The sequence below is a fragment of the Neorhizobium phenanthreniclasticum genome, assembly GCF_040066075.1.
GTDB lineage: Bacteria > Pseudomonadota > Alphaproteobacteria > Rhizobiales > Rhizobiaceae > Neorhizobium > Neorhizobium petrolearium.
Genome location: NZ_JBEAAL010000028.1, coordinates 26283 through 52658, shown reverse-complemented (window position 1 = coordinate 52658; position 26376 = coordinate 26283). Strand labels below are relative to the sequence as shown.

The following is a 26376-nucleotide window of genomic DNA, read 5'->3' as shown; positions in this document are numbered from 1 at the left end:
ACCGCCGGCCAGTTCGATGATTATTGTAGCGGGCGCGGCACAGGAATCGGCACATTGGCGGCGGCGACGGGCGGATCGTTGATGATCGCCTCGATGTTTTTCACGGGCGAGGGTGCGGCCGGCTGATCGGTGTAGGCCATGGCGCTGCCGCCGAAGGTCGCTTCGTCTTCGGAACGCGAGGAGGAGGCAAGCACGGCCGCACAGGCTTTCGGAAGGTCGGACAGGGTGACCGGGCGCGGTTTGACCGGCTTCTTGTTCGGATCGGGCTTCGGCGGCGCCCATGGCTCCTTGGTGAACCACCAGGCAAACGCCTTGCTGCTGCAGTCGTCGTCCTTCGGTACCGCGGCCTGCTTCCGGCAGCTCGCGGAACCCGGCGGGCAGGAAATGCGGATGTGGAAATGTTCGTCGTGGCCGTAGATCGGCCGCACCTTGCCGAGCAGGCTGCGATCGCCGGCCCAGGTCTCGCAGAGCTTCTTCTTGATCGCCGGATTGACGAAGACGCGTTCCACCTGCGGATAGCTTGCCGCCTGCATGACCACCCGCGCATGGGTGTTCGTCCATTTCTTCGGATCGACGGTGAGGAACTTGCTCTTGTCGAGCATGGAGGTGAAGGGCATGCTTTCGCGCTCCTGCGGCGAAAGCGGCTGCGCCGGCTTCGGGGTGAACCAGACATCCGCATCGAGGCCGATCTGGTGCGAGGAATGGCCGGAAAGCATCGGGCCGCCGCGAGGTTGCGAAATGTCGCCCACGAGGATGCCCGATCCCCAGCCGAGCTTCGCGGCATCGCGGGAGAATTGCTCCAGAAGCGCGATCATTTCGGGATTGCCCCAGCGGCGGTTGCGCGAAAGGCGCATGGCCTGCCAGGTCGGCCCGTCGGTGGGCAGCGCAACCGCGCCGGACATGCAGCCCTTGGCGTAGAAACCGAGCGGCTCGGCGTCGGCGGCGCTTGGAAGTTTCGCGGCGCCGAAAAGCTGCTTTGCCGGTGTCGCTTCCTGAGCCGTCGTGGGCCCGGTGAATGTACCGCAAAGGAAAGCGGCCATGGTCAGCCGCAGAATTGTACCCGAAATCAAAGTCATGCCCGTCCGCCGCAAATCACCCGATGGCTTCGAATCTACCGTGAAACAAGATTTTGGTGAAATGGAGATCAGGCCGGAAGCGGCAATTTCACGCGATTTCCGAAGCGGATAAAATGGATGTGAGTGGTCAACTCCTGTTTTTTGCCTGCTTTTGCCCTATGCTTCACCGCAACAAACAAACCAATAAGGGGTTATGGATGAGCTTCGCCCGGCTGAAGATGGGGTTTGCAGTCGTTCTCGCGACGACTGTTCTTGTGGCATCGGCAACGACGGCCCAGGAACCGAAATGGCGCCACGGCATGGCTGTCATCGGCGACCTGGAACTGCCGGAAGACTTCAAGCAACTCCCCTATGTCGACGCGAATGCGCCGAAGGCCGGCGAATTGCGCCTCGGCGACGAAGGCACTTTCGACAACCTCAATCCCGTGATCGACCGTGGCGCAGTGGCTGCGGGCGCCGGCATAATTTACGACACGCTCATGAAGCGGTCGGAGGACGAGGTTTTCGGTACCTATGGTCTTCTGGCCGAGGCTGTGTCCTATCCGGACGACATGTCTTCGGTCACCTTCCGGCTGAGGCAGGAGGCAAAATGGGCGGATGGCCAGCCGGTCACGCCGGAAGACGTGATCTTCAGCATGGAGAAGCTGAAGGAGCATAGTGCCTTTTATTCCGGCTATTACCGCCACGTCACCGGCGTGGAAAAGACCGGCGAGCGCGAGGTGACCTTCCGTTTCGACGAAAAGAACAACCGCGAACTGCCCTCCATCGTCGGCGATTTTCCGGTTCTGCCGAAGCACTGGTGGGAGGGCAAGGATGCGCAGGGCAAACAGCGCGATATTTCCCGCACCACGCTCGAGCCGCCGATGGGGTCGGGGCCTTACAAGATTGCATCCATCCAGCCCGGTTCGACCATCCGCTATGAGTTGCGGGATGATTACTGGGGCAAGAACCTGCCGATCAATATCGGCCAGTACAATTTCCGGACGGTCAGCTACACCTATTTCGCCGACTCCGACGTGGAATTCGAAGCCTTCCGCGCCGGCACGATCGATTACCGTCAGGAGAACAGTTCGAGCCGCTGGGCGACCCGTTATGATTTCGACGCGGTGAAGGACGGCCGGATCACGAAGGAAGCGCTGACCAATCCCTTCAAGGCCACCGGCGTCATGCAGGCGATGGTGCCGAACATGCGCCGCGAAATCTTCAAGGACGCGCGGGTGCGCGAAGCGCTGAATTACGCCTTCGACTTCGAGGATATGAACAAAAACCTCGCTTATGGTGGCTTGAAGCGCGTCGATAGCTTCTTCTGGGGCACCGAACTCGCCTCCTCGGGTCTGCCGCAAGGCCGCGAGCTGGCGATCCTGCAGGAGCTGAAAGACAAGGTTCCGCCGGAAGTCTTCACCACGCCCTATACCAATCCCGTCGGTGGCGATCCGAACAAGGTGCGCGACAACCTCCGCACCGCCGTCAACCTGTTCAAGGAGGCCGGCTGGGAGCTGAAGGGCAATCGCATGGTCAATGTGAAGACAGGCCGACCGATGAGCTTCGAGATATTGCTCAACAGCCCGTCGTTCGAGCGATCCGTCAACCCGTACGTAGCCAGCCTGAAGAAGATCGGTGTCGAGGCCCGCATCCGCACGGTCGATGCCTCGCAATATATCAATCGCGTCAGGAGCTTCGATTACGACATGATATGGGGCATTTGGGCGCAGACCATGAACCCCGGCAATGAACAGTCGGAATATTGGGGTTCAGAATCCGTGGATCGTCAGGGCTCGCGCAACTATGCGGGCATTGCCGATCCGGCGGTCGACACGTTGATCCGCAAGATCGTCTTCACGACCGACCGGGAAGAACAGGTTGCCGCCGTCAGGGCGATGGACCGCGTACTCCTGGCCAACCACTATGTCATTCCGCTCTTCTATTCCGGCGAGGCGAAAATTGCCTATTGGAACCGCATAACGCATCCGGAAAAGCTGCCGGAATACGGCATCGGCTTTCCCGATATTTGGTCGTCCAAAGCCGCCGCGAAGTGAAGGTATGGAGCGCGGGCTTGCGCCGGCCACCGGCACCTGTTCCAAATGAGCCCGATGATTCGCAAGAGAGAACGAGGGAAAAGCCATTTGATTTGCGCTGAGATACGCGGTGAGGCAAAGCTCGTAGCGTCTGGCAGGGAATTCTGATGGGCGCCTATATCCTCCGCCGTCTCCTGCTGATGATCCCGACCATTGTCGGCATCATGGCGATTTCCTTCCTCGTCGTGCAGTTCGCCCCCGGCGGTCCTGTCGAGCAGATCATTGCGCAGATCCAGGGCCAGGATACCGGCGACCGGCTTTCCGGCGGCAGCAATGACCTCGCGGTCCAGGGTGGCGGTGAAGAAAGCCGCTATCGCGGCGCCCAGGGCCTCGATCCGGAATTCATCAAGAAGCTGGAGCAACAATTCGGTTTCGACAAGCCGCCGCTGACGCGCTTCGTCGACATGTTGTGGAATTATATCCGCTTCGATTTCGGCGAGAGCTTCTTCCGAAACACGTCCGTTCTCGACCTCATCATCGACAAGTTGCCGGTGTCGATCTCGCTCGGTTTCTGGATTCTGATCATTTCCTACGTGATCTCGATTCCGCTCGGCATCCGCAAGGCGGTGAAGGACGGGTCGACCTTCGACGTCTGGACTTCCGGTATCATCATCATCGGCTATGCGATTCCGAGCTTTCTGTTCGGCATCCTGCTGATCGTGCTTTTTGCCGGCGGCTCGTTCCTGGATTGGTTCCCGCTACGCGGCCTGGTGTCCGATAATTTTGCCGAGCTTTCCTGGTGGCAGAAGATCATCGACTATTTCTGGCACCTGACCCTGCCGCTGATCGCGCTGTCGCTCTCGGCCTTCGCCACCACGACGCTTCTGACCAAGAATTCCTTCATCGACGAGATCAAGAAACAATATGTGACGACCGCGCGTGCCAAGGGCCTCAATGAGCGGCAGGTGCTTTATGGTCACGTATTCCGCAATGCCATGCTGATCGTCATTGCCGGTTTTCCAGGGGCTTTCATCTCCGCCTTCTTCACCGGTTCGCTGCTAATCGAGAACATCTTCTCGCTGGATGGACTCGGGCGGCTCGGCTACCTCTCGATCATCAATCGCGACTATCCGATTGTCTTCGGCACGCTCTACATCTTCTCGCTGATCGGTCTGGTGGTGAACCTCATTTCCGATCTCATCTATACCTGGATAGATCCACGTATCGATTTCGAACGGAGGGACGTGTGATGGAAGCGTCCGCCGTTACGACGACACCTCTGGCACCTCCGCGCAAGCGGCCGTTCCTGTCGCCGACCAACAAGCGCCGGCTTGCCAACTTCCGTGCCAACAAGCGCGGCTTCTGGTCCTTCTGGCTATTCATGGTCCTTTTCGTGCTCAGCTTGCTGGCCGAATTCATTGCGAACGACCGGCCGATCATCGCCTCCTACAAGGGCGAAATCCTCTATCCGGTCTTTGTCGATTATCCGGAGGAAAAGTTCGGCGGTTTCTTGGCGACGACCGACTACCGCTCCGACTATATCCAGCAGGAAATCGAGGCGAACGGCTGGATGATCTGGCCCCCCATCCGCTATTCCTACCAGACGGTCAATTCCAACATCCCGCATTCAGCTCCGACCAAGCCCTTCTGGCTGATGGAGAAGGGTGATCGCTGCAAGGCCTATCCGCAGGGCGATCAGGACCCGAATTGCACTCTCGGCAACCTCAACTGGCTCGGTACCGACGATCAGGCGCGCGATGTCACCGCCCGCATGATCTACGGCTTCCGCATCTCTGTTCTATTCGGGCTGGCGCTCACCATCTGTTCGGCGATCGTCGGGGTCGCCGCTGGCGCGGTGCAGGGCTATTTCGGCGGCTGGACCGACCTTTTGATGCAGCGTTTCATCGAGATATGGTCCGCCATGCCGGTTCTCTACATCCTGTTGATCATCGCCTCGATCCTGCCGCCCGGCTTCTTCATCCTGCTTGGCATCCTGCTGCTCTTCTCGTGGGTCAGCCTGGTCGGCGTGGTGCGTGCCGAATTCCTCAGGGCGCGCAATTTCGAATATGTCAGGGCTGCGCGGGCGCTCGGCGTCGGCAACTGGACGATCATGTACCGGCATCTCTTGCCGAATGCCATGGTGGCGACCCTGACCTTCCTGCCGTTCATCCTGTCCGGTTCGATCGCGACGCTGACCTCGCTGGATTTCCTCGGGTTTGGCCTGCCGCCCGGTTCGCCCTCGCTTGGGGAAATGATCTCGCAGGGCAAGAACAACCTCCAGGCGCCATGGCTGGGTTTCACGGCCTTCTTCACCATGTCGATCATGCTGTCGCTGCTGATCTTCATCGGGGAAGCGGTGCGCGATGCCTTCGATCCCAGAAAGACGTTCGGGTGAGCCGATGACTGATCCTTTGCTCTCCGTCCGCAATCTCTCCGTCGCCTTTCATCAGGGCACAGACGCTACCCTTGCCGTCGATGGGGTTTCCTTCGATATCCGGCCGGGGGAAGTCCTGGCACTGGTCGGCGAATCCGGTTCCGGCAAGTCGGTGACGGCAAACTCCATCCTGAAACTGCTGCCCTATCCGTCCGCCAGCCATCCTTCGGGGGAAATCCTGTTCGAGGGCAGGGATCTGCTCAAAGCTTCCGAGCCTGAATTGCGCCGCGTGCGCGGCAACGATGTTACCATGATCTTCCAGGAGCCGATGACCTCGCTCAATCCGCTACACGCGATCGAGAAGCAGATCGGCGAAATCCTCGAACTGCATCAGGGCATCACCGGGCAAGCGGCCCGCATCCGCATTCTGGAACTTCTGAACCAGGTCGGCATCCGTGAGCCGGAAAAGCGGCTGAAGGCTTATCCGCACGAGCTTTCCGGCGGACAGCGCCAGCGCATGATGATCGCCATGGCGCTCGCCAACCGTCCGAAGCTCCTGATCGCGGATGAACCGACGACGGCGCTCGACGTCACGGTACAGGCGCAGATTCTCGATCTTCTGCGGGGTCTCAAGGGTGAGCATGGCATGTCCATGCTGTTCATCACCCATGACCTCGGCATCGTTCGCAAGTTCGCGGACCGTGTCTGCGTCATGACCAAGGGCAAGATCGTCGAAGCCGGGGCGGTCGAAGACGTTTTCACTAATCCGCAGCATACCTATACGCGCCATCTGCTCGCTTCCGAGCCGAGGGGCGAGCCGCCGCAGGCTGATCCTTCGAAACCGGTGGTCATGGAAGGCAAGGACATCCGCGTCTGGTTCCCCATCAAGGCAGGGCTGTTGCGCAAGGTCGTCGATCACGTGAAGGCTGTGGATGGTGTCGATCTGACACTGCGCGCCGGCGAAACGCTGGGTGTCGTAGGCGAATCTGGCTCCGGCAAGACGACGCTTGGATTGGCGCTTGCCCGCCTTATCTCCTCGCAAGGGCGCATTGTCTTCATCGGCAACCAGATCGATCAGTTCTCGTTCAAGGAAATGCGGCCGTTCCGCGACCGGCTGCAGGTGGTCTTCCAGGACCCCTATGGATCGCTCAGCCCCCGCATGTCGGTGGGCGATATCGTCGCGGAGGGGTTGAAGGTGCACGAGCGAGCTCTTTCTGCCGACGAACGCGATGAGCGTGTCGCCTGGGCGCTGACGGAAGTGGGGCTCGACCCCGCTACGCGCTGGCGGTATCCGCACGAATTTTCCGGCGGTCAGCGGCAGCGCATCGCGATCGCCCGCGCCATGGTTCTGAAGCCGCGTTTCGTGATGCTCGATGAACCCACTTCGGCGCTGGATATGACCGTGCAGGCGCAGGTGGTCGACCTGCTTCGCGACCTGCAGAAGAAACACGATCTCGCCTATCTCTTCATCAGTCACGACCTCAAGGTCGTGAAGGCGCTCGCCAACCATGTCATCGTCATGCGACTCGGCAAGGTGGTGGAGGCAGGGCCGTCGGAGCGGATTTTCCGTGCGCCGAAGGAGGATTATACCCGTGCGCTGATGGCGGCCGCCTTCAATCTCGAAGCCGTCGAGACCGGCGCCGTCAGCCAATAATCGTCAAGGGTAAGCTCATGTCTGCGAAAAAACCGGTCGTCATCGATCTCAAGTTCGAACGCCGCGAGGTGGATGCCGCACTCGCCAGTGCCTTTCCCGGCCGGACGGTGCTGCATGCCTCGGATCCAGACCTCGATCTTTCGGAAGCACGTTACGCAGTCATCTGGAAACCGGAACCGAACCTCTTTGAGCGCGCGCCGAAGCTGGAAGTTCTCTTTTCGGGCGGTGCGGGTGTCGATCACATCCTGTCCATGCCGAACCTGCCGGACATCCCGATCGTTCGTTTCGTCGACGAGAGCCTGACCACCCGGATGAGCGAGTGGGTCGTGCTGCAATGCCTGAGCCATCTGCGGCAGGCGCCGGCCTATCTGAAACAGCAGCGCGAACACCACTGGCGCGAGCTTTCGCAGCCGGAGGCGAAGGATCTCACCGTGGGGGTCATGGGGCTCGGGGTGCTTGGCCAGGATTCCGTGAAAAAGCTGAAGGTCATGGGCTTCGACGTGATCGGATGGTCGCGCAGCAGGAAGACGATCGAAGGTGTCGAAACATTCGACAGCGGCGAGCTGGACGCCTTTCTGGCGAGGACGGACATTCTCGTCGGCCTCCTGCCGTTGACGCCGGATACCCGCGGCATCTTCGATGCGTCGCTTTTCGCAAAGCTTCGGCAAGGCGGCGCGCTTGGCAGGCCCGTCTTCATCAATGCCGGTCGCGGTGGCAGCCAGGTAGATGCCGATCTTGCTGCAGCGCTCGGGAAAGGCATCCTCGGCGGCGCTTCGCTTGACGTTTTCGAGCAGGAGCCTTTACCGACCGACAGCCCCTATTGGGCGATGGAAAATGTCATCGTCACGCCGCATGCAGCTTCGGCTTCCGATGTCAGGGCCCTGTTCCGCAATGCCGAGGCCCAGATGGAGCGGCATGAAGCGGGTCAACCGCTTCAGCACGTGGTGGACCGCAGGACCGGCTACTAGGCGCGCCGGAACATTCGCATCCGCCAGCCGTTTCTTGTCCATGGGCCGGGGTAGTCCGGCTCGGACAAGGAGCGAATTCATGGATACCCGTCCCGATCCAAAAGGCCCCGAGAAGCGTCATCCGAACCCCATCGGCTCGCCGGTAGAGGAACCGATGAGCCCGACCGAAGCCCGCCAGGGGCGAAGGGGTTTTCCCGTCCTGATGGTGCTGATTGCGGGTCTCATCCTGGCGATGCTCGCTTGGGGCGGTGCCGAATGGTGGGGGGAAACCACTGCGCCTCCGCCTGAACAGACGGCAACGCCACCTGCGGGAAGCACGGCGCCGCAGAATCCGGACGCAGCACCCTCTGCCGATCCGGCCAATCCGCCGGCACCCACGCCGCCCGCAGGCAACGCGCCGGCCAACAACTGACAGCCAGGATAGAGTCTCTCGGCCGCGATCTTCGCGGCCGAATTGTGTTCTGGACTTCCTCGGCATTTTTTTCGATAAAACTGCCGGAGGTTGATCAGCCGTTGCCTCCGAATGCATCTCAGGCGGTGGAGCCGGTCTTCTCACAGATCGGGGCAAGGGCAGGCATGACAACCAAGACCGATATCGCGACCAGGGTTTACAACCACACTTGGAAGCTCGACCCGATCATCCGCAGCTTGATCGATACGGATTTCTACAAACTCCTGATGCTGCAGATGATCTGGAAGCTCTATCCGCAGATCGACGCGACCTTTTCCGTAATCAACCGCACGACCAGCGTCAAACTGGCCGAGGAGATCGACGAAGGAGCACTGCGCGAACAGCTCGATCACGCCCGCACGGTGAGCCTTTCCAAGAAGGAGATGATCTGGCTCGCAGGTAACACCTTCTATGGCCGCAAGCAGATTTTCGAACCGGAATTCCTGAACTGGCTCTCCACCTATAAGCTGCCCGAATACGAACTCTCCAAGCGGGACGGTCAGTATGAGCTGAATTTCTACGGGAAATGGATGGAGACGACGCTTTGGGAAATTCCCGCGCTGGCCATCATCAACGAACTGCGTTCACGTGCCGCCATGCGCTCGTTCGGCTATTTCACACTCGACGTGCTCTACGCACGGGCGAAGGCCAAGATGTGGGAGAAGGTCGAGCGGCTAAGGAAACTTCCTGGCTTGCGCATCTCCGATTTCGGCACCCGCCGGCGCCACAGCTTCCTCTGGCAGCGCTGGTGTGTCGAGGCATTGAAGGAGGGTATCGGCCCGGCTTTTACCGGTACGAGCAATGTGCTGCTCGCCATGGATTCCGACCTCGAAGCGGTCGGCACCAACGCCCACGAACTGCCGATGGTCGCCGCGGCACTCGCCAGGAGCGATGAGGAATTGCGCAATGCACCCTATCAGGTTTTGAAGGACTGGAACCGGCTTTATCACGGTAACCTGCTCATCGTGCTGCCGGATGCTTTTGGTACAGCAGCCTTCCTGCGCGATGCACCGGATTGGGTGGCCGATTGGACCGGCTTCCGGCCGGACAGTGCACCACCGATCGAAGGCGGCGAGATGATCATCGCCTGGTGGAAGAAGATGGGCCGCGATCCGAAAAACAAGCTGCTGATCTTTTCCGACGGACTCGATGTCGATGCGATCATCGACACCTACAAGCATTTCGAGGGTCGGGCCCGCATGAGCTTCGGCTGGGGCACCAATCTCACGAACGACTTCGCCGGCTGTGCTCCTCGCGAGATCGCCGGTCTGATGCCGATCTCCGTGGTATGCAAGGTCAGCGAGGCGAACGGCCGCCCGGCGGTTAAGCTTTCGGACAACCCCCGCAAGGCGACCGGCGATCCGGCCGAGGTGGAACGCTACCTGAAGTTCTTCGGCCAGGAAGGCCGGCACGACCAAGCCGTCCTGGTTTGAGGATTCGTCAAAACCAAACAGGTCGGGAGAAAATCAGTCCCGGCCGATGCGCGGGATGAAAAATCCCGTCCTGCGCTTGTATTCCCGGTATTCGTCGGCAAGCTGCGAGGTCTCGAAATTGCGCTCCTCCATCTTCGCCGCGGCGATATAGACGATCGCGAAGAAGATCACGGGAACCGGCGACCAGATCGACGACCAGGAAGCCAGCGCCCATCCGGACCAGAACATCAGGTAGGAACTGTAGAAGGGATGGCGGAGATAGCGGTAGGGGCCATCGGAAACGATGCCGTGGGGCAGGGCGGGATCGAAAGCGAACCGCAGGCGGGCCTGGCGCGAGGCCCAGATCGCCCACCAGAAGAGGGCGGCGGCGGCGATCTCGATGATCAGGCCAACGGCCTGCACCCAGAGCAACTGCGTCCCTGTCCATTGCAGGTAAAGGAAAAGCAAAGTCGTCAGTATCACCGCCGCGGATATGAGGCGCGCTCTCCAGGTCATGGCAGCCGACGTGAAGTGATTCTTCAGCGACCACGTATAAAAGCCGATGACCGTAAGACTGGTGATGGTAATGAGGGTATCCAAAACGCCTTGCATAACTCTGTCCCCCGCGAGCGATGCAGAAACTAACGATCCGTTCATCCTGTTACAAGGCAGTTTGGTGCTCGCTTTCAAAGTTTAAAGCTTTCTTTGTGAAAAAGCCCCAGACTTTATCGATGTTATATCTGAAGTCAGGAATGACGGCGTGAAGGCCGCGGAACGAACGATCACGACCCGGCATGGGCGCATCCGAATAAGCGATACGCAGGGCGCTGGCCTTCCGTTGCTCTTCCTGCATGGCTCTTCCTCCTCACGGAAGGTTTTCGAGCGGCAATATGATCCGAGGCTCCTGGAGAAGACGCGCATCCTGGCCCTCGACCTGCCCGGACACGGCGAATCCGACGATGCGGCTGACCCTGACATCGCCTATACGATGACCGGCCTTGTCGAGACGGTAGAGGACGTTCTCGGCAAGCTTGGCATTCATCTGCTCACGGTATTCGGCTGGTCGCTCGGCGGTCACCTCGCGATCGAATTGCTGGCCCGCAACCATGCGGTGGAGGGGATACTCATCGCCGGCACTCCGCCGGTCGCGCCGGGCCTGATCGGGATGCTGCGAGGGTTCCACCCGTCATTCGACCTCATGCTGGCCTCGAAGCCGAACTGGTCCGAACGGGATATCGATCGCTTCGAAAGCATCTGTTTCGGCCGGAGCGCGACACCCGACATCCGCAATGGGCTCATCCGCACGGATGGCCGGTTGCGGGCGGTCTTCTCGCGAAGCATGCTGCGTGGCGACGGCCACAATCAGCGCCGTGCCGTGCTGGATGCCGATGTGCCGGTGTTCCTCGTCAATGGCGGGGACGATCCGTTCATCCGCCAAAGTTATGTCGCCGGCTTCGAGGATCGCGCTCGCGGTCATCATGTCGAAGTGATCGAAGGCGCCGGACATGCGTTGTTTCGGGAGAGGCCGGAGCCTTTCAACGCGATCCTGGAGCGCTTCGTCGATACCGTGCTCGTGAGACGTACCTTGCAGACACCGCGTGCCGCCTCTTCATCTTGAGAGCTGCGATCAAAAAAACACGTCCGGTTCGCCGGCCCCATTGCCAATGGTCGATCGGAATCTATTTGCCTCCTTGAAGCCGGGGAGGATCTGGCCATGGAATACCGTTTCCTGATTGTCGAGGACAGCCCGCTGGTGGCCATGGACATCGAGGATGCGATTCACCGAAGCGGGCATGAGGTCGTCGGCATCGCGCCCGACATGACGGGCGCGCTGAACTATACGCGTGAGACGGATATCGCCTTCGTGGATGTACATCTTGCCGATGGTGAAACCGGTCCCGAGATCGCAAGGGCGCTTGCCGAATACGACATCGTCGTGATCATGATTACCGGCAATCCCGGCTTGGTCGCGTCCGGGGTCTCGGGTGCGGTCGGCGTCATGGCGAAGCCACTCTCCGACCAGGCCTCCATGGACCTGATCCAGTTCGCGGTCGATCGAAAGAACGGCCGACCGGGAACCCCGCCGGCAAGATTGCGGCTTTTCCATTAAATTCTGCCTGCCCGACCAAAACAGGTTGTTCAATCCGTTGATGACAGGCTATGGCAGTCAACGGATTGGGATACATCCAGGCAGCAGCGGGCTCACAATGCGTTATTTCATCACCGGAACGGCAGGCTTCATCGGTTTCCATCTGGCGCGGCGCCTGCTTGAACAAGGGCATGAGGTGCTCGGCTTCGATGGCATGACTCCCTATTACAGCCTGCGCCTCAAGGAGGCACGCAACGCGGGATTGGCGCAGTTTCCATCATTCCGTCCCGTCATGGGCATGCTGGAAGACAAGATGCTGCTGGAAAGATCCTTGGCCGATTTCAAGCCGGATATCCTGGTCCACCTCGCCGCGCAGGCAGGCGTGCGTTACAGTCTCGAAAATCCCAAGGCCTACCTCGATTCCAATCTTGTCGGGTCCTGGAACATCCTGGAAATCGCCCGCACCTATGGTGTGGGACACCTGATGCTCGCCTCGACCTCTTCGGTTTACGGTGCCAATCCCGAGGTTCCGTTCCGGGAGACCGACAAGGCCGATGAGCCCCTTACTTTCTATGCGGCAAGCAAGAAGGCCATGGAGGTGATGGCCCACAGCTACGCCCACCTCTATAAGGTGCCGACCACCGCATTCCGCTTCTTCACCGTATACGGCCCGTGGGGCCGGCCAGACATGGCGCTCTTCAAGTTCGTCAAGGCGATAATCGAGGATCGCGAGATCGAGGTCTACGGCGAAGGCAGGATGAGCCGGGATTTCACCTATATCGATGATCTGGTGGATTCGATCGTCGATTTGTCGCGCATCCTTCCCGGCGAGGATAACCGCGTCCCCGAGGTCGACACGCTGTCCAGTCAGGGGCCGTTCCGTGTCGTCAATATCGGCGGTGGCCAGCCGGCTGGCCTCCTCGACTTCGTTGAGACGATCGAACGGATCATGGGAAAGCCGGCAAATCGCAAGATGCTGCCGATGCAGAAAGGTGATGTGCCGCGGACCTTCGCAAGCCCGGATCTGCTTGTTGCGCTCACCGGCAGGAAACCCGAAACGAACCTGGAAGAGGGCGTCAGAGCTTTTGTTCAGTGGTACCTGGATCATCGGCACGAGATCGACTGATCGGTGCCGATGATCCGGAACCGCCCGAGGACGCGATCGCCTCAGCCCCTGCCGAATTCGTCAGTTATGCGGATGATGTCGTCTTCTCCGAGATAGGAGCCGGTCTGGACCTCGATCATTTCGAGGGTGATCTTACCGGGGTTGGCGAGGCGGTGGACTTCGCCCTGAGGGATGTAGACGGATTCGTTCTCACGCACGATCCTGACCTCGTCGCCGATCGTCACTTCCGCGGTGCCCTTGACGCAGATCCAGTGTTCGGACCGGTGGTGATGCTTCTGCAGCGAAAGCTTCTTGCCGGGGGAGACGAACAGCCGCTTGACTTGGAAACGGTCGCCGTTGAGCACCGAGGTATAGCCGCCCCAGGGACGATAGGAGGTGGGATGGGTCTCCGTCAGTGCGGCGGTCGCCCGTGCGGCGGCGAGCTGCTTGACAAGCGCGCCGACATTCTGGCTGTCGTCCAGCCGGCCGACATAGACGGCATCCTCGCTGGCGATGACGGCGACCCCATCGAGCCCCTGGACGGCGAGATGGCTGGTGCGCGACATGACGAGCGAATTCTTCGTATTGACCAGTGTCGCCTTGCCGGTGGCGACATTGCCGGCCGCGTCGCGGGTGCCGAGCTTCCAGACCGCATCCCAGCTGCCGAGGTCCGACCAGGTGAAGGAGGATGGCACGACTGCGGCGTTGGCGGTCTTCTCCATGATCGCGTAGTCGACCGAGATGTCCGGGCTGGCCGAAAACGCCTCCGCGTCCAGGCGGGTGAAGTCGAGGTCGCCGGAGGCCTTGGCCACGGCGACGCGGGCCGCCCTGTCCACCTCGGGGGCAAAGGCGGCCATCTCCTTCAGTACCTGTCCGGCGGTAAACATGAAGATGCCGGAGTTCCAGGCGAACCCGCCGGCCGCCAGCATGTGCTCCGCCTCCGCCAGGGCCGGCTTCTCGACGAAGCGCCTCACCTTGCAGGCGCCGGTTTCCAGCGCTTCACCGATCTCGATATAGCCGTAGCCCGTGGCCGGTTCCGTCGGTGTGATGCCAAAAGTGACGAGCTTGCCGGCAAGGGCGGTCTCCCGTGCGATGCGGATCGCCCCGAAATACCCTTCATCGGCGACGATCTCGTGGTCGGAGGCCAGCACCTGCAGGATGGCGTCCTCGCCGAACCGGCTTGCCGTAAAGGCGGCCGCCGCGGCCACCGCAGGCGCAGTGTTGCGGGCCACCGGCTCGAGCAGGATGCCGGAAAGCCTGATGCCGAGCTCGCGGGCCTGTTCGGCGACCAGGAAGCGGAAATCCTCGTTGGTGATGACCACCGGGGCCTCGTACAGCGTCGGATCCGAAACGCGCGACAGGGTGGCCTGGAACAGCGTCCGGTCGCCGACGAACTGGATGAACTGTTTGGGCGCACTCGCACGCGACAGCGGCCACAGCCGCGTCCCCTTGCCACCGGCCATGATGACGGGGATGATCTTGGTCTTCATCGAAACGATCTCCGGTTCATTCGTTCGTCGTCGGGCGCAGCGTCCGCTGCCCGGCCCATTCGCGGATCAATGAAAGGCCCTGGTCGAGCAGGGCCTTCGCTGCGTCTTCCGTCCGGGCTTCCACGTAGCAGCGCATCTCCGGGGCATTGCCGGACGGTCGGAAATGGATGATCCGCCCGTCGTCCAGCCTCACCCTCAGGCCGTCGATATCGCTTTTGTCCGCGATCGCGCCGAGCGGCCGAAGGAAGGCGGCGAGATTATCGTCGGAGGCGCGCAGATGTGCCATCAGCGCCGCGCTCGTCTCGACCGGAAAATCCTCCAGCCGGTCGGCGGCCGCAAACGGTAGCCGGAAAGAGGCGGCGATCTCAGACAGCGGTTTCTTCTCCGCTGCGGCAAGCGAAAGTGCGGCGAGCAGCGGCAGGAAACTGTCGCGGGTCGGCAGCGGATGGAGCGATGCGCCATCGACCACGAACGGCGAGGCGGTCAAAAGGCCGCCATTGGCTTCGAAGCCCATGATGCCCGTCTTCCCGGCCCGCAGCGCTTCCAGCATGCCGGCGATCACGAAGGGCGAGCCGACTTTCGTGCGGATGACGGCAAAATCCCCCGCCGCCTCGATGCCGGAATTGGAGGTGATCGGCGTCACCACCACCTTCGCCTCCAGGAACCTGGCGGCGATCAGGCCGAGAAGATCGCCGCGCAGCACCTCTCCCGTCTCGTCGGCCATCAGCGGTCGGTCGCCGTCGCCGTCGGCCGAGACGATCGCATCGAGCTTGTGTTCCGCCGCCCAGCCCTTCAGGAGGACGGCGGTCTCAGTCGAGACCGCTTCCGTGTCGACGGGGATGAACTCCGCGGAGCGGCCAAGCGGCACGACATCGGCGCCATGACCTTCAAGCATCGTCACGAGCAGGTCGCGGGCGACGGTGGAATGCTGGTAGACGCCGATCCTGAGGCCGGCGAGCTCGCGCTGCGGCAAGAGCCCGGCATAACGGGCGAGGAAAAGCGCCTCGGCCTCCGCCGAGCGATCCGGTGCCGCGCCGGGTGTCGCATCGATCTCCTGCCCGTCGAGCCGGGCGGCGATCGCGCCGATGCGGACCTCGTCCTGCTTATCGATCTCGCCGTCGGGGCGGTAGAACTTGATGCCGTTGCGGTCGGCCGGGATATGCGAACCGGTGACCATCAGCGCGGCGGCGCCGAGCTTCAACCCGTAAAGCGCCAGTGCAGGCGTCGGCACTGCGCCGCAATCGACCGGCGACAGGCCGGCACGCTGCAGGGCGCCAATAACGGTCTGAGCAATCCCCGGACTCGATGCCCGGAAATCACGACCGACCAGCACGACGTCACCCGCCTTTGCCGCACCTGTTTCGATCAAGCGCCGCGCAAACGCCTGCGTATAGAGCGACGACGCCCGGCCCTCCAGGGCCGTCACAAGTCCACGAAGACCACTTGTGCCGAACTTCATGAAGTACCCATATGAAAATTACAGCCCTCATCATTCCAGGGTTCGTTTCGCATGGAAATAAAGCCGAAACTCGCGACGCCGTAAACTGTCATTACTGACCTAATCTATACCAGGATTGTCTTTGAAATCATTATATATACCGTCATGAGTGCCAATCAGTCTTCCCTCTCCCGCAGCGCTTGGCCGGATTCGGATAATGGTGTTATCTTGTTTTTGTAAATAAGCCTATCAGGATTGCCTGACTGATTGATGTCGGCCGAATGCACTGCTTCGGCTTTCCAGGGATGGAACCCTATGGGACTGAATGTCTTCAAGTCTGTCGCCTTCGTCGTCCCGCTTGCCGGCCTAGCGTTTCTCATGGAGTTCGGAGAGAAGACGGATGAGAGTGCCTGCTCCGGAACTCTTGCCTTCGAGAAGGCACGGCAGCTTATGGAAGACCGCCCGGAGGTGATCGACATGTCCTTGAAAGGCTTTCGGTGGGTGGACGATTGCCGTTTCGCCATGAATGGTTATGCAGATGTCGAGACCGGCGCAGGTCCGGACCGCCTGGGTTTCGAACTCTTGGTGGCTTTCGATCCGCAAGCGCGCCGATGGCAGCAGGCCGGCTTTTCGATGACGCGTTAGACCGCGCCGAGGACTCCCGGGCGCCCGGATCTTCAGTAGCGGATAAAGGGAGAATGGCGGACAGAGAGGGATTCGAACCCTCGATACGCTTTCACGTATACACGCGTTCCAGGCGTGCGCCTTCAACCACTCGGCCACCTGTCCTTGGAGTAAGGGCTGCATTGAAATCGGGGCAACGCAGCGGTCGGGCGCGATATATACCGATGAATTCTCAGGGATCAACCGGAATCTGAACGATTTTTGACACCGGCCCACAAAAGCTTCGCCGCCTCGTTGCCAAGCCCGCCGAACCTGCCTTATTTCTGCGGGGCGGATTGCGGCCGGACAGTATCGGGTGGGCCGCAGATAACGAACGGCTTTGTCTGGAATGAGAATCGTCCGGGGTATCTTCCATCTGTTGAGTGCTTTTGCGCTTCTGGCCGCGATCGTTGCCGGCGTGCTGGATTCGATCCAGTCGGTTTCAGCTTCGTCGGTCGTGGTGACGAGCCTCGGCAACGCCTGGCTCAATCTTGATCCGGAAAGCCTGACGCTCGCCGAGATCTCCGCCGAGACCTATGTCAGCCCCGATATCTGGCGGCCCTTCGTGACACCGGTGCTGGCCCAGCCGGCTTTTGCCGTGTTCCTGGTGCTGGCGCTTCTTTTCTGGATGGCCGGATATCGCAAGCCGCGCTTCGCCGGGCGGTTTTCCGCCTGACGGGGATAACGCCCTGCCTATCGATGGTCCATGAAAGTCGCCCGGAGCTGCGAATTTATGCAGTTTCGTCAACTCTTTGGATAAGTTTTCGGCAATTCGTTCGTTTTTTACCAGTTGAAAAAAATCTCGTGAATTTTTCCGAAACCCGTGCAAGAGTGGCCGGAGCCGGACCCTTGGAAAAGAGGGCAGGTGGCCGCAGATGTACCCGGGGAACGGGCTTGCGGGAGGATCCAAACAGCTAAAAAACAGGGCTGCACAATGAAGAAAACCCTTTTGAGCCTCATTGCCTTGGCTGCCATGTCGGCAACGGCGCTTGCCGCAGAGGTCAAGCCGGCACTGGTCTACGGTACCGGCGGCAAGTTCGACAAATCCTTCAACGAGGCCGCCTTTGCGGGCGCCGAACAGTTCAAGAAGGAAACGGGCATCGAGTTCCGGGATTTCGAGCCCACCAATGACACCCAGGGCGAACAGGCCATCCGCAACTTTGCAAGCCGTGGTTTCAATCCGGTCGTGGCCGTCTCGTTTGCGTGGACCTCGGCCATGGAAAAGGTCGCAGCCGAATATCCTGACACCAAGTTCGCGATCGTCGATTCCGTCGTCGACCTGCCGAACGTCCGCTCCGTCCTTTATAAGGAAGAAGAGGGCTCCTATCTCGTCGGCCTTCTCGCCGGCATGGCCTCCAAGACCGGCAAGGTCGGCTTTATCGGCGGCATGGACATCCCGCTGATCCGCAAGTTCGGCTGCGGCTATGTCCAGGGCGTCAAGGCTGCCAAGGCCGATGCTCAGGTCTTCCAGAATATGACCGGCACGACGGGTGCGGCCTGGAATGACCCGGTCCGCGGCGGCGAGCTCACCAAGAACCAGATCGACCAGGGCGCCGACGTGATCTATGCGGCAGCCGGTGCGACAGGCCTCGGCGTGCTGCAGACGGCGGCCGACAACAAGAAGCTTTCGATCGGTGTCGACTCCAACCAGAACCACCTGCATCCGGGTTCCGTCCTGACCTCAATGGTCAAGCGCGTCGATCTTGCTGTCTACAATGCGTTCAAGGATACCAAGGACGACAAGTTCTCGGCCGGCATCCAGGCTCTGGGCGTCAAGGAAGACGGTGTCGCCTACGCACTCGACGACAACAACAAGTCGCTCATCACGCCGGAAATGAAAACCGCCGTTGAAAAGGCCAAGGCCGACATCATTTCGGGCGCCGTCAAGGTGCATGACTACATGTCGGACAATTCCTGCCCGAACTAAGGACGGTTGCAGGGGCGCATGGCGACGGGAATCGCCATGCGCCCTTTTTGCATATCAAGCGGAAAGGCGGACGATTGAGCCTCGACTTCTCCAATGAGCCCGCGATCGAGCTTGTCGGCATCGACAAGCGGTTCGGTGCGGTGCATGCGAACAAGAACATCAATCTGACGGTTGCCAAGGGCTCGATCCACGGCATCATCGGGGAAAACGGTGCCGGAAAATCGACGCTGATGTCGATCCTCTACGGTTTCTATCATGCCGACCAGGGTGAAATCCGCATTTCGGGCAAGCCGATCACCATACGCGACAGCCAGGCGGCAATCGCCGCCGGCATCGGCATGGTGCACCAGCATTTCATGCTGGTCGAGAACTTCACCGTCCTGGAAAACGTCATGCTCGGCGCCGAAGGCGGCCAGTTGCTTCGCAAGGGCGTTGCGAGTACCCGCCAGGAGCTGAAGCGCCTGGAGGACGACTACGGCCTGGAGGTCGATCCGGACGCGGTCATCGAGGAACTGCCGGTCGGCAGCCAGCAGCGCGTCGAAATCCTGAAGGCGCTTTATCGCGGCGCCGAGATCCTCATTCTCGACGAACCGACGGGCGTGCTCACCCCGGCTGAGGCGGACCACCTTTTCAAGGTGCTGCGGGTGCTGCGCGACCAGGGCAAGACGATCATTCTGATCACCCACAAGCTGCGGGAGATCATGGCGATCACCGACACGGTTTCCGTCATGCGCCGGGGTGAAATGGTTGCGACCCGCAAGACGGCCGGGACGACGGTGGAAGAACTCGCCGAGCTGATGGTCGGCCGCCGGGTGCTGTTGCGGGTCGAAAAGGGCGAGGCCAAGCCCGGCAAGGTCCTGCTCTCCGTCAGGAACCTGACGGTCAAGGACAGCCGCGGCGTTACCATGGTGGACGACGTCTCTCTGGAGGTTCGCGCCGGTGAGATCGTCGGCATTGCGGGCGTCGCCGGCAACGGCCAGTCGGAGCTTCTGGAGGCGATTGCCGGTATCCGCAAGCCGGCCTCCGGCGAGATCTTCCTCGATGGCAAACCGGTCGCCGGCGTCGGTCCGGCCGAATTACGCAGTCTCGGCCTTGCCCACATCCCGGAAGACCGTCACCACATGGGCCTTGTGCTGAAATTCGAGGAATACGAGAACTCGATCCTCGGCTATCACCGCGACCAGCGTTACGGGCGTGGTGCGTTGCTGGACCTCGATGCCATCCGCAAGGATGCGGAGGAGAAGATCGCCAAATACGATATCCGTCCGCCGAACCCGCGATTGAGGACGGCGAATTTCTCCGGCGGCAACCAGCAGAAGATCGTCGTCGCGCGCGAGATCGAGCGCGATCCGAACGTCCTGATCATCGGTCAGCCGACCCGCGGCGTCGATATCGGTGCGATCGAATTCATCCACAAGCGCATCATCGAGATGCGCGATGCCGGCAAAGCGGTGCTCCTGGTTTCGGTCGAGCTCGATGAGATACGCTCTCTCTCCGACCGCATCCTGGTGATGTTTGCCGGCAAGGTCGTCGGCGAAAAGTCGGGCGAGGCGGGTGAGCAGACGCTGGGCCTGATGATGGCCGGGATCGCCGCATGACCGTTGAAGGATCGATCTGTTTGAACCATGAGATGCTGAGCGCCATGACGGCGGCCGGAAAAGTGCGGGAGGAGGTATGAGCACCGCATCCGTTCCGCTTCCTGCCTGGATCAATTACGGCGTCATCCCGCTCCTCAATCTTGTCCTTGCCTTCTTCTTCTCGGGACTTGTCGTCTGGGCGATCGGGGAAAATCCGTTCGAGGCGCTGCAACTTCTGTTGATCGGCGCGCTCGGCCGCGGGGAGGGCATAGGCTTTACCCTGTTCTACACGACGAGCTTCATCTTCACCGGTCTGTCCGTAGCGGTCGCCATCCATGCGGGTCTGTTCAACATCGGTTCGGAAGGGCAGGCCTATCTCGGTGGTCTGGGGGCGGCCCTGGTGGCGCTCTCGCTGGACCATTACGTCCCCTGGTACGTCACCATGCCGTTTGCGGTGATCGGAGCGGCATTGTTCGGCGCGGCCTGCGCCGCCGTTCCCGCCTGGCTTCAGGCCAAGCGGGGCAGCCATATCGTCATCACCACGATCATGTTCAATTTCATCGTCTCGTCGCTGATGAACTACGTGCTGGTGCGCGTGCTGATCGTGCCGGGCAAGATGGCGCCTGAAACCCGCACCTTTCTGCCCGGCGGGCAACTCCCCAAGCTCGACTGGCTGATCTCCATGTTCGGCGGCAAGCTGGGGGCGGCACCGCTCAACTTTTCCTTCCTGATCGCGCTCGTCATGTGTTTCCTGGTCTGGGTGCTGATCTGGCGCACCAGGCTGGGCTACGAGATGCGCACGCTCGGCATCAGCCCGAGTGCTGCGAGCTACGCCGGCATCCCCTATGCGAAGATCGTCATGATCACCATGCTGATTTCCGGTGGCCTGGCCGGCATGATGGCGCTCAATCCGGTCATGGGCGCGTCCGCTCGCCTGCAGATCGAATTCGTCGGTGGCGCCGGCTTCGTCGGCATCGCCGTGTCGCTCATGGGCCGAAACCATCCCGTCGGCATCATCTTGTCGGCGCTGCTTTTCGGCATTCTCTATCAGGGTGGCGCGGAACTCTCGTTCGACATGCCGAAAGTCACCCGTGATATGATCGTCGTCATCCAGGGCATGGTGATCCTGTTCGCCGGTGCATTGGAATATATGCTCCGCCCGGCCATCGTCCGGTTCTACCAGCAGGCCGTAGGCGGCAAATAGGCGGGAACGAGGCTCATGGATTATTTCGATATTCTCATCAGTATTCTCGGCTCGGCGATCCGCCTGTCGGTCCCGCTGCTGTTCACCGCGCTTGCCGGACTGTTTTCCGAACGCGCCGGCATTTTCGATATCGGGCTGGAAGGCAAGATGCTGGCGTCCGCCTTCGCATCCGCCTGCGTGGCCTACTGGACCGGCAATGCTTGGCTCGGCCTCCTTGCGGGCATCGGCATATCGATCGTCTTTTCGCTCGTGCACGGCTTTGCCTCGATCACCAATCGCGGCAATCAGATCGTCTCCGGCGTGGCATTGAACTTCGTGGCGGCCGGCCTGACGATCGTGCTGGGCCAGGCCTGGTTCAACCAGGGAGGACGAACGGGGCAGGTGCCGCCCGAAGGTCGCTTCTCCTCCATCGTCCTGCCCGGTGCGGATGCCATGCGTGAGGTGCCGATCATCGGGCCGCTTTATGCCAACGTCATTTCCGGCAATAATATCCTGACCTATATCGCCTTCCTGATGGTGCCGGTTTCCTGGTGGGTGCTTTATCGCACGCGCTTCGGTCTTAGGCTGCGGGCCGTTGGCGAAAATCCGGGCGCGGTGGATACGGCCGGCATTTCCGTGAGCTGGCTGAGATATCGCGCGCTGATCGTGGCGGGCTTCCTCTGCGGCTTCTCGGGGACCTATCTGGCGATTGCCCAGTCGGCCGCCTTCATCAACAACATGTCGGCCGGCAAGGGCTATATTGCGCTTGCCGCGCTGATCTTCGCCAAGTGGAAGCCGGTGCCGGTCATGCTGGCCTGCCTGCTTTTCGGTTTCCTGGATGCCTTCGCCAACTTCATGCAGGGAAAATCGGTGCCGCTGGTCGGAGAAGTGCCGGTTCAGATTTTCCAGGCGCTGCCCTATATTCTGACCTGCGTGCTGCTGGCGGGCTTCATTGGCATCGCCCGTCCGCCCAAGGCGGGCGGCGTGCCCTATACGAAGGAGCGTTGATCGATGTCTCATGAGCTTTTCGAAGCCGCTCGCGAGGCGATGACCAAGGCCTATGCGCCCTATTCGAAATTCCCGGTGGGCGTGGCGATCCGGGCCGACGATGGAAAGGTCTATCTCGGCGCCAATATCGAGAACCTTTCCTTTCCCCAGGGGTGGTGTGCCGAGCCGACCGCGATCGGTGCGATGATCATGGGTGGAGCTAAGAAGATCGAGGAACTCGCCGTGATCGCTGAAAAGCTGCCGCTCTGCACGCCATGCGGCGGCTGCCGGCAGAAGATTTCGGAATTCGCGGCGGCCGATACCCGTATCTATCTTTGCGACGATGCCGGCGTTCAGAAGACGGTCACCATGGCCGAGCTTCTGCCCTACGCCTTCGAAACGGATGTGATCGGATGAGAGAGGTTGTCGACCTGCTCGTGGATCGCCTTGGTGGCCTCATGCCGCGCCATGCGATCGTGCTTGGCTCCGGCCTGGGTTCGCTGGTCGATGAGGTGAAGGGGCAGGTCCGCATTCCTTACGGAATGCTGGAAGGCTTTCCGGTCAGCGGTGTCACCGGTCACGCGGGCGAACTGGTCGCCGGCCGCCTGGGTGGCACGCCGGTCATCATGCTTTCGGGCCGGGCCCATTATTATGAACATGGCGACGCGAAGGCGATGCGCTTTCCGATCGAGGTCTTGAAAGGGCTCGGCGTCCGGTCGCTGATCCTCACGAACTCGGCGGGATCGCTCCGCGAAGACATGCCGCCCGGTTCGGTCATGCAGATCACCGACCACATCAACTATTCCGGCATGAATCCGTTGATTGGAGAGAAGGGCGACCGCCGTTTCGTCGGGATGACCAGTGCCTATGACGCGGGCCTTGCTCTGGACATGCGCAATGCAGCCATTCGCTGCGGTATTCCCCTGTTTTCCGGCGTCTATATGTGGTTCTCCGGCCCGAGCTTCGAAACGCCGGCGGAGATCCGCATGGCGCGAATCCTGGGTGCCGATGCGGTCGGCATGTCGACGGTGCCGGAAGTCATTCTCGCGCGCTATTTCGGGCTAAAGGTTGCGGCCGCTTCGGTCATCACCAATTTCGGTGCGGGCATGACCGGCGCGGAATTGAGCCACGAGGAGACCAAGGACATGGCGCCCGTCGGCGGGCAGCGATTGGCCGCGATCCTGAAAGAAATCTTGGCTTGATTACACGATGGATTTCAAACGGATACGCTCGGTGTGGCGATCTGCCCTCAGGCTGCGGGTTGCATCTAATCGTTTGAACGATAAATATACCGGCTGATTTAAGCCGGGGAGGCACACGAAATGGAACTCCTGAGCCCACGCGAGGTGGCAGCCTTCGCGCTCTCACTTCTCGACCTGACGAACCTGCGCGACGATTGCGACAATGCCGCGATCGAGAAACTGTGCCTGCGCGCCGAGACGCCCTACGGCCATACCGCGGCCATCTGCATCTGGCCGCGTTTCGTTGCGCATGCGCGCGCCATCCTGGGGCCTGAGCATGCGGTCCGCATCGCCACCGTGGTGAATTTCCCGTCGGGCGACCTGGCCGTCGCGACTGTCGTGGAGGAAACGAAGAAGGCGATCGAGGACGGTGCCGACGAAATCGACATGGTCATCCCCTATCGCAAGTTTCTGGCCGGCGACGAGGCTGCCGTGACGGAGATGGTCGAGGCTGTGCGCGCCGCATGCCCGAATGCCTGCCTGAAGGTGATCCTCGAGACGGGGGAACTGAAGGACAGCGGCTTCATCCGCCGCGCTTCCGAGCTCGCAATCGCCGCCGGCGCGGATTTCATCAAGACCTCCACCGGCAAGGTCGCCGTCAATGCGACGCTTGAAGCGGCCGACATCATGCTGCAGGCGATCCGGGATTCCAAAAAGCGCGTCGGCTTCAAGCCCGCGGGCGGCATCGGCAGCGTTGCCGATGCCGATCTCTACCTGCGCCTTGCCGAAACCATCATGGGTCCGAACTGGATCATGCCGTCGACATTCCGTTTCGGGGCGTCCGGCCTGCTCGACGATATCCTGGGCGTCCTGAGCGGCAGCACCGCCATTCGCGCGTCGGGCGGCTACTGAAGAGAAGATCATGATCCCGCAGGAAATCATCCGCCGCAAACGCGACGGGCAGATTCTTTCCGCTGAAGAGATCGGAGCCTTCATCGCAGGCCTGACGAAGGAGGAAATCACCGAGGGTCAGGCGGCGGCCTTCGCCATGGCTGTCTTCTTTCGGGGTATGTCCCGTAATGAGACAGTGGCGCTGACGCTCGCGATGCGTGATTCCGGCACGGTTCTGGATTGGCGCGGCCTCGATCGTCCCGTGGCGGACAAGCATTCGACAGGCGGCGTCGGTGACAACGTTTCCTTGATGCTGGCGCCGATCGTCGCGGCCTGCGGCCTTGCGGTCCCGATGATTTCTGGCCGTGGGCTGGGGCACACGGGCGGCACGCTCGACAAGCTGCAGTCGATCCCCGGTTATGATGTCATGCCGGAAGAGGCTCTCTTCCGGAAGGTCGTCGATGAGATTGGCTGTGCCATAATAGGACAGACCGCCGAGCTTGCGCCCGCCGACCGGCGTCTCTATGCGATCCGCGACGTCACCGCGACGGTGGAGTCCGTGCCGCTGATCACCGCTTCCATCCTGTCGAAGAAGCTTGCCGCGGGTCTTGGCAGTCTGGTGCTCGACGTCAAGGTCGGCAACGGCGCCTTCATGGAAAGTCTGGAGGAAGCCGAGACACTCGCCCGCTCTCTGGTCGAGGTGGCGAATGGTGCAGGTGTCAGGACCGCCGCATTGCTGACCAACATGAATGAACCGCTTGCCGATGCGGCCGGTAACACGCTCGAGGTCATCAACTGCCTCGATTTTCTGGCTGGACTGAAGTCTGGCACGCGGCTGGAAACGGTTGTCATCGCGGAAGCCGCCGAAATGCTGGTTCTGGCCGGCATTGCCGACGATCGGCCGGAAGCGGAGGAGAATGCCCGACAGGTTCTGGCATCCGGCGAGGCGATGGAGCGTTTCGCCCGCATGGTGCATGCGCTGGGCGGGCCATCTGATTTTTGCGAGCGCCCTGATGCCTATCTTGAGCGTGCACCGGTGCGGCTGCGCGTTGAGGCGCCGCAGGACGGATATCTTACGGCTTGCGAGACCCGTGCTCTCGGTCTGGCCGTGGTCGAACTCGGCGGCGGACGCAGGCGCGCGGCGGATGCGATCGATCATCGTGTCGGCATCAGCGAACTTCTGCCTTTAGGCACACGGGTTTCAAAAGGCGAGCCGATCGCCATGGTGCATGCGAAAACCCGGGAGGATGCGGAGCGGATCGCGAAGGACGTGGCTCGTTTCTACACGATCGCCGACACGCCGCCTGAACCATCGCCGGTCGTCATCGAGCGCATCGGCTGATCATTGGGTGAGCTTCAGGATTCCGCGTTCCACCTGGAAGGCTTTCAGCCTCTTGAGAAAGCTCATTCCGACCAGCGTGCCCGAGAGTGCCTCGTCGCGCAGCACGAAGGCATCGACGTCCTTCACCCGCACGCTGCCGATCTCGATCCGGTCGAGCACGACATGCGCGGCTTCCGTGCCGCCGTTGGCGGTATTGGCGGTATGGCGGAAATCCAGGCTGTTCACGCCGAAGCCGAGCCTTCTCGCCGTGCTTTCGTTGATCGCCACCAGGGAAGCGCCGGTATCCACCAGACCGTCGATGGATTTGCCGTTGATGCGGAACATGCCGATGAAATGGCCACGCCCGTCGGCCTTCAGGGAGACGCTGCCCGGCGCGATCGCTACGGGCTCGGGCCTCGCCGGCACCTCGACTGCCGGGGCCTCCTGCGGCTGGCCGTCGAACTTGATCATCGCGGGAATCTGGGTGGCGATGAGCGTTACGATGGCTGCGAAAATGACTGTGCGCAGAAGCATGACCGTCCCCTCGGCATGAATCGGTATCGTCTTCCGATAG

The 26376-nt window shown here is 61.1% G+C and carries 25 protein-coding genes and 1 tRNA gene; 20 read left to right on the top strand and 6 right to left on the bottom strand.

Annotation, left to right across the window (positions count from 1 at the left end; all coding sequences use genetic code 11):
- Window positions 1–20: 20 nt before the first annotated feature.
- Entirely contained in the window at window positions 21–1076 is a 1056-nt protein-coding gene (gene mepA, locus ABK249_RS27020; protein ID WP_415926491.1) for a penicillin-insensitive murein endopeptidase, read from the bottom strand.
- Window positions 1077–1273: 197 nt separating this feature from the next.
- On the opposite strand from mepA, the gene ABK249_RS27015 reads away from it, so the two are divergent.
- The 7 genes from ABK249_RS27015 (at window position 1274) to pncB (ending at window position 9971) form a co-directional block, all read left to right on the top strand.
- Window positions 1274–3112, top strand: a complete 1839-nt coding sequence (locus ABK249_RS27015; protein ID WP_348864569.1) for an extracellular solute-binding protein — start codon at window positions 1274–1276, stop codon at window positions 3110–3112.
- Window positions 3113–3258: 146 nt separating this feature from the next.
- On the top strand, window positions 3259–4341 hold the full coding sequence (locus ABK249_RS27010; protein ID WP_348864567.1) for a microcin C ABC transporter permease YejB: 1083 nt from the start codon (window positions 3259–3261) through the stop codon (window positions 4339–4341).
- On the top strand, window positions 4341–5486 hold the full coding sequence (locus ABK249_RS27005; RefSeq protein WP_037151483.1) for an ABC transporter permease: 1146 nt from the start codon (window positions 4341–4343) through the stop codon (window positions 5484–5486). Before ABK249_RS27010 ends, ABK249_RS27005 begins: the two co-directional genes overlap by 1 nt.
- Window positions 5487–5490: 4 nt before the next feature.
- Entirely contained in the window at window positions 5491–7119 is a 1629-nt protein-coding gene (locus ABK249_RS27000) for an ABC transporter ATP-binding protein (RefSeq protein WP_348864566.1), read from the top strand.
- Between the two features lie 17 nt (window positions 7120–7136).
- Window positions 7137–8087: a 2-hydroxyacid dehydrogenase gene (locus ABK249_RS26995; RefSeq protein ID WP_227704932.1), complete on the top strand. Its 951-nt coding sequence runs from the start codon at window positions 7137–7139 to the stop codon at window positions 8085–8087.
- A 79-nt stretch (window positions 8088–8166) separates the two neighbouring features.
- On the top strand, window positions 8167–8499 hold the full coding sequence (locus ABK249_RS26990; RefSeq protein WP_052182868.1) for a flagellar basal body-associated FliL family protein: 333 nt from the start codon (window positions 8167–8169) through the stop codon (window positions 8497–8499).
- A 164-nt stretch (window positions 8500–8663) separates the two neighbouring features.
- A complete protein-coding gene (gene pncB, locus ABK249_RS26985; protein ID WP_037151859.1) occupies window positions 8664–9971 on the top strand; it encodes a nicotinate phosphoribosyltransferase in 1308 nt (435 codons plus the stop codon).
- A gap of 33 nt (window positions 9972–10004) precedes the next feature.
- Here the strand turns inward: pncB and ABK249_RS26980 are convergent, their stop codons facing one another.
- A complete protein-coding gene (locus ABK249_RS26980; RefSeq protein ID WP_037151478.1) occupies window positions 10005–10562 on the bottom strand; it encodes a methyltransferase family protein in 558 nt (185 codons plus the stop codon).
- Between the two features lie 148 nt (window positions 10563–10710).
- Between ABK249_RS26980 and ABK249_RS26975 the strand changes: the two genes are divergently transcribed.
- The 3 genes from ABK249_RS26975 to ABK249_RS26965 all read left to right on the top strand — a co-directional run bounded on the left by ABK249_RS26975 (window position 10711) and on the right by ABK249_RS26965 (window position 13165).
- Window positions 10711–11568, top strand: coding sequence for an alpha/beta fold hydrolase (locus ABK249_RS26975; RefSeq protein ID WP_348864565.1), 858 nt, complete (start codon window positions 10711–10713; stop codon window positions 11566–11568).
- Between the two features lie 96 nt (window positions 11569–11664).
- Window positions 11665–12060: a response regulator gene (locus ABK249_RS26970; protein ID WP_348864564.1), complete on the top strand. Its 396-nt coding sequence runs from the start codon at window positions 11665–11667 to the stop codon at window positions 12058–12060.
- Window positions 12061–12157: 97 nt separating this feature from the next.
- Complete coding sequence (locus tag ABK249_RS26965) at window positions 12158–13165, top strand: NAD-dependent epimerase/dehydratase family protein (protein WP_348864563.1); 1008 nt, start codon at window positions 12158–12160, stop codon at window positions 13163–13165.
- 41 nt (window positions 13166–13206) lie between these two features.
- Here ABK249_RS26965 and ABK249_RS26960 read toward each other — a convergent pair whose 3' ends face one another.
- Complete coding sequence (locus tag ABK249_RS26960; protein ID WP_348864562.1) at window positions 13207–14634, bottom strand: mannose-1-phosphate guanylyltransferase/mannose-6-phosphate isomerase; 1428 nt, start codon at window positions 14632–14634, stop codon at window positions 13207–13209.
- 16 nt (window positions 14635–14650) lie between these two features.
- On the bottom strand, window positions 14651–16093 hold the full coding sequence (locus ABK249_RS26955) for a phosphomannomutase (protein ID WP_348864560.1): 1443 nt from the start codon (window positions 16091–16093) through the stop codon (window positions 14651–14653).
- Between the two features lie 294 nt (window positions 16094–16387).
- Here ABK249_RS26955 and ABK249_RS26950 point away from each other — a divergent pair, with 294 nt between their 5' ends.
- Entirely contained in the window at window positions 16388–16717 is a 330-nt protein-coding gene (locus ABK249_RS26950) for a hypothetical protein (RefSeq protein WP_037159626.1), read from the top strand.
- Window positions 16718–16771: 54 nt separating this feature from the next.
- Here ABK249_RS26950 and ABK249_RS26945 read toward each other — a convergent pair.
- Window positions 16772–16861: transfer RNA gene (locus tag ABK249_RS26945), tRNA-Ser, on the bottom strand.
- 223 nt (window positions 16862–17084) lie between these two features.
- Between ABK249_RS26945 and ABK249_RS26940 the strand changes: the two genes are divergently transcribed.
- The 9 genes from ABK249_RS26940 (at window position 17085) to deoA (ending at window position 25823) form a co-directional block, all read left to right on the top strand.
- Window positions 17085–17411, top strand: a complete 327-nt coding sequence (locus tag ABK249_RS26940) for a hypothetical protein (RefSeq protein WP_037159624.1) — start codon at window positions 17085–17087, stop codon at window positions 17409–17411.
- Between the two features lie 258 nt (window positions 17412–17669).
- Window positions 17670–18662 carry a BMP family lipoprotein gene (locus ABK249_RS26935; protein WP_348864559.1) on the top strand — a complete coding sequence of 331 codons (993 nt, stop codon included), beginning with the start codon at window positions 17670–17672 and terminating at the stop codon, window positions 18660–18662.
- A gap of 74 nt (window positions 18663–18736) precedes the next feature.
- Window positions 18737–20260 carry an ABC transporter ATP-binding protein gene (locus ABK249_RS26930; protein ID WP_348864558.1) on the top strand — a complete coding sequence of 508 codons (1524 nt, stop codon included), beginning with the start codon at window positions 18737–18739 and terminating at the stop codon, window positions 20258–20260.
- Window positions 20261–20336: 76 nt separating this feature from the next.
- The gene (locus tag ABK249_RS26925) at window positions 20337–21443 is read left to right on the top strand and encodes an ABC transporter permease (RefSeq protein ID WP_227704941.1); all 1107 of its coding nucleotides are present in this window, start codon (window positions 20337–20339) and stop codon (window positions 21441–21443) included.
- Between the two features lie 15 nt (window positions 21444–21458).
- Complete coding sequence (locus ABK249_RS26920; protein ID WP_037159611.1) at window positions 21459–22430, top strand: ABC transporter permease; 972 nt, start codon at window positions 21459–21461, stop codon at window positions 22428–22430.
- 3 nt (window positions 22431–22433) lie between these two features.
- Window positions 22434–22826: a cytidine deaminase gene (locus ABK249_RS26915; protein ID WP_227704942.1), complete on the top strand. Its 393-nt coding sequence runs from the start codon at window positions 22434–22436 to the stop codon at window positions 22824–22826.
- Window positions 22823–23611 (top strand): purine-nucleoside phosphorylase, encoded by a 789-nt coding sequence (locus ABK249_RS26910; RefSeq protein ID WP_037159606.1) that lies wholly within the window; start codon window positions 22823–22825, stop codon window positions 23609–23611. The genes ABK249_RS26915 and ABK249_RS26910 overlap by 4 nt, the downstream gene beginning before the upstream one ends.
- 120 nt (window positions 23612–23731) lie before the next feature.
- Entirely contained in the window at window positions 23732–24502 is a 771-nt protein-coding gene (gene deoC, locus ABK249_RS26905; RefSeq protein ID WP_348864557.1) for a deoxyribose-phosphate aldolase, read from the top strand.
- Between the two features lie 10 nt (window positions 24503–24512).
- Complete coding sequence (gene deoA, locus ABK249_RS26900) at window positions 24513–25823, top strand: thymidine phosphorylase (RefSeq protein ID WP_227704943.1); 1311 nt, start codon at window positions 24513–24515, stop codon at window positions 25821–25823.
- Here the strand turns inward: deoA and ABK249_RS26895 are convergent, their stop codons facing one another.
- Entirely contained in the window at window positions 25824–26336 is a 513-nt protein-coding gene (locus ABK249_RS26895) for a TIGR02281 family clan AA aspartic protease (RefSeq protein ID WP_037159597.1), read from the bottom strand.
- Window positions 26337–26376 lie beyond the last annotated feature (40 nt).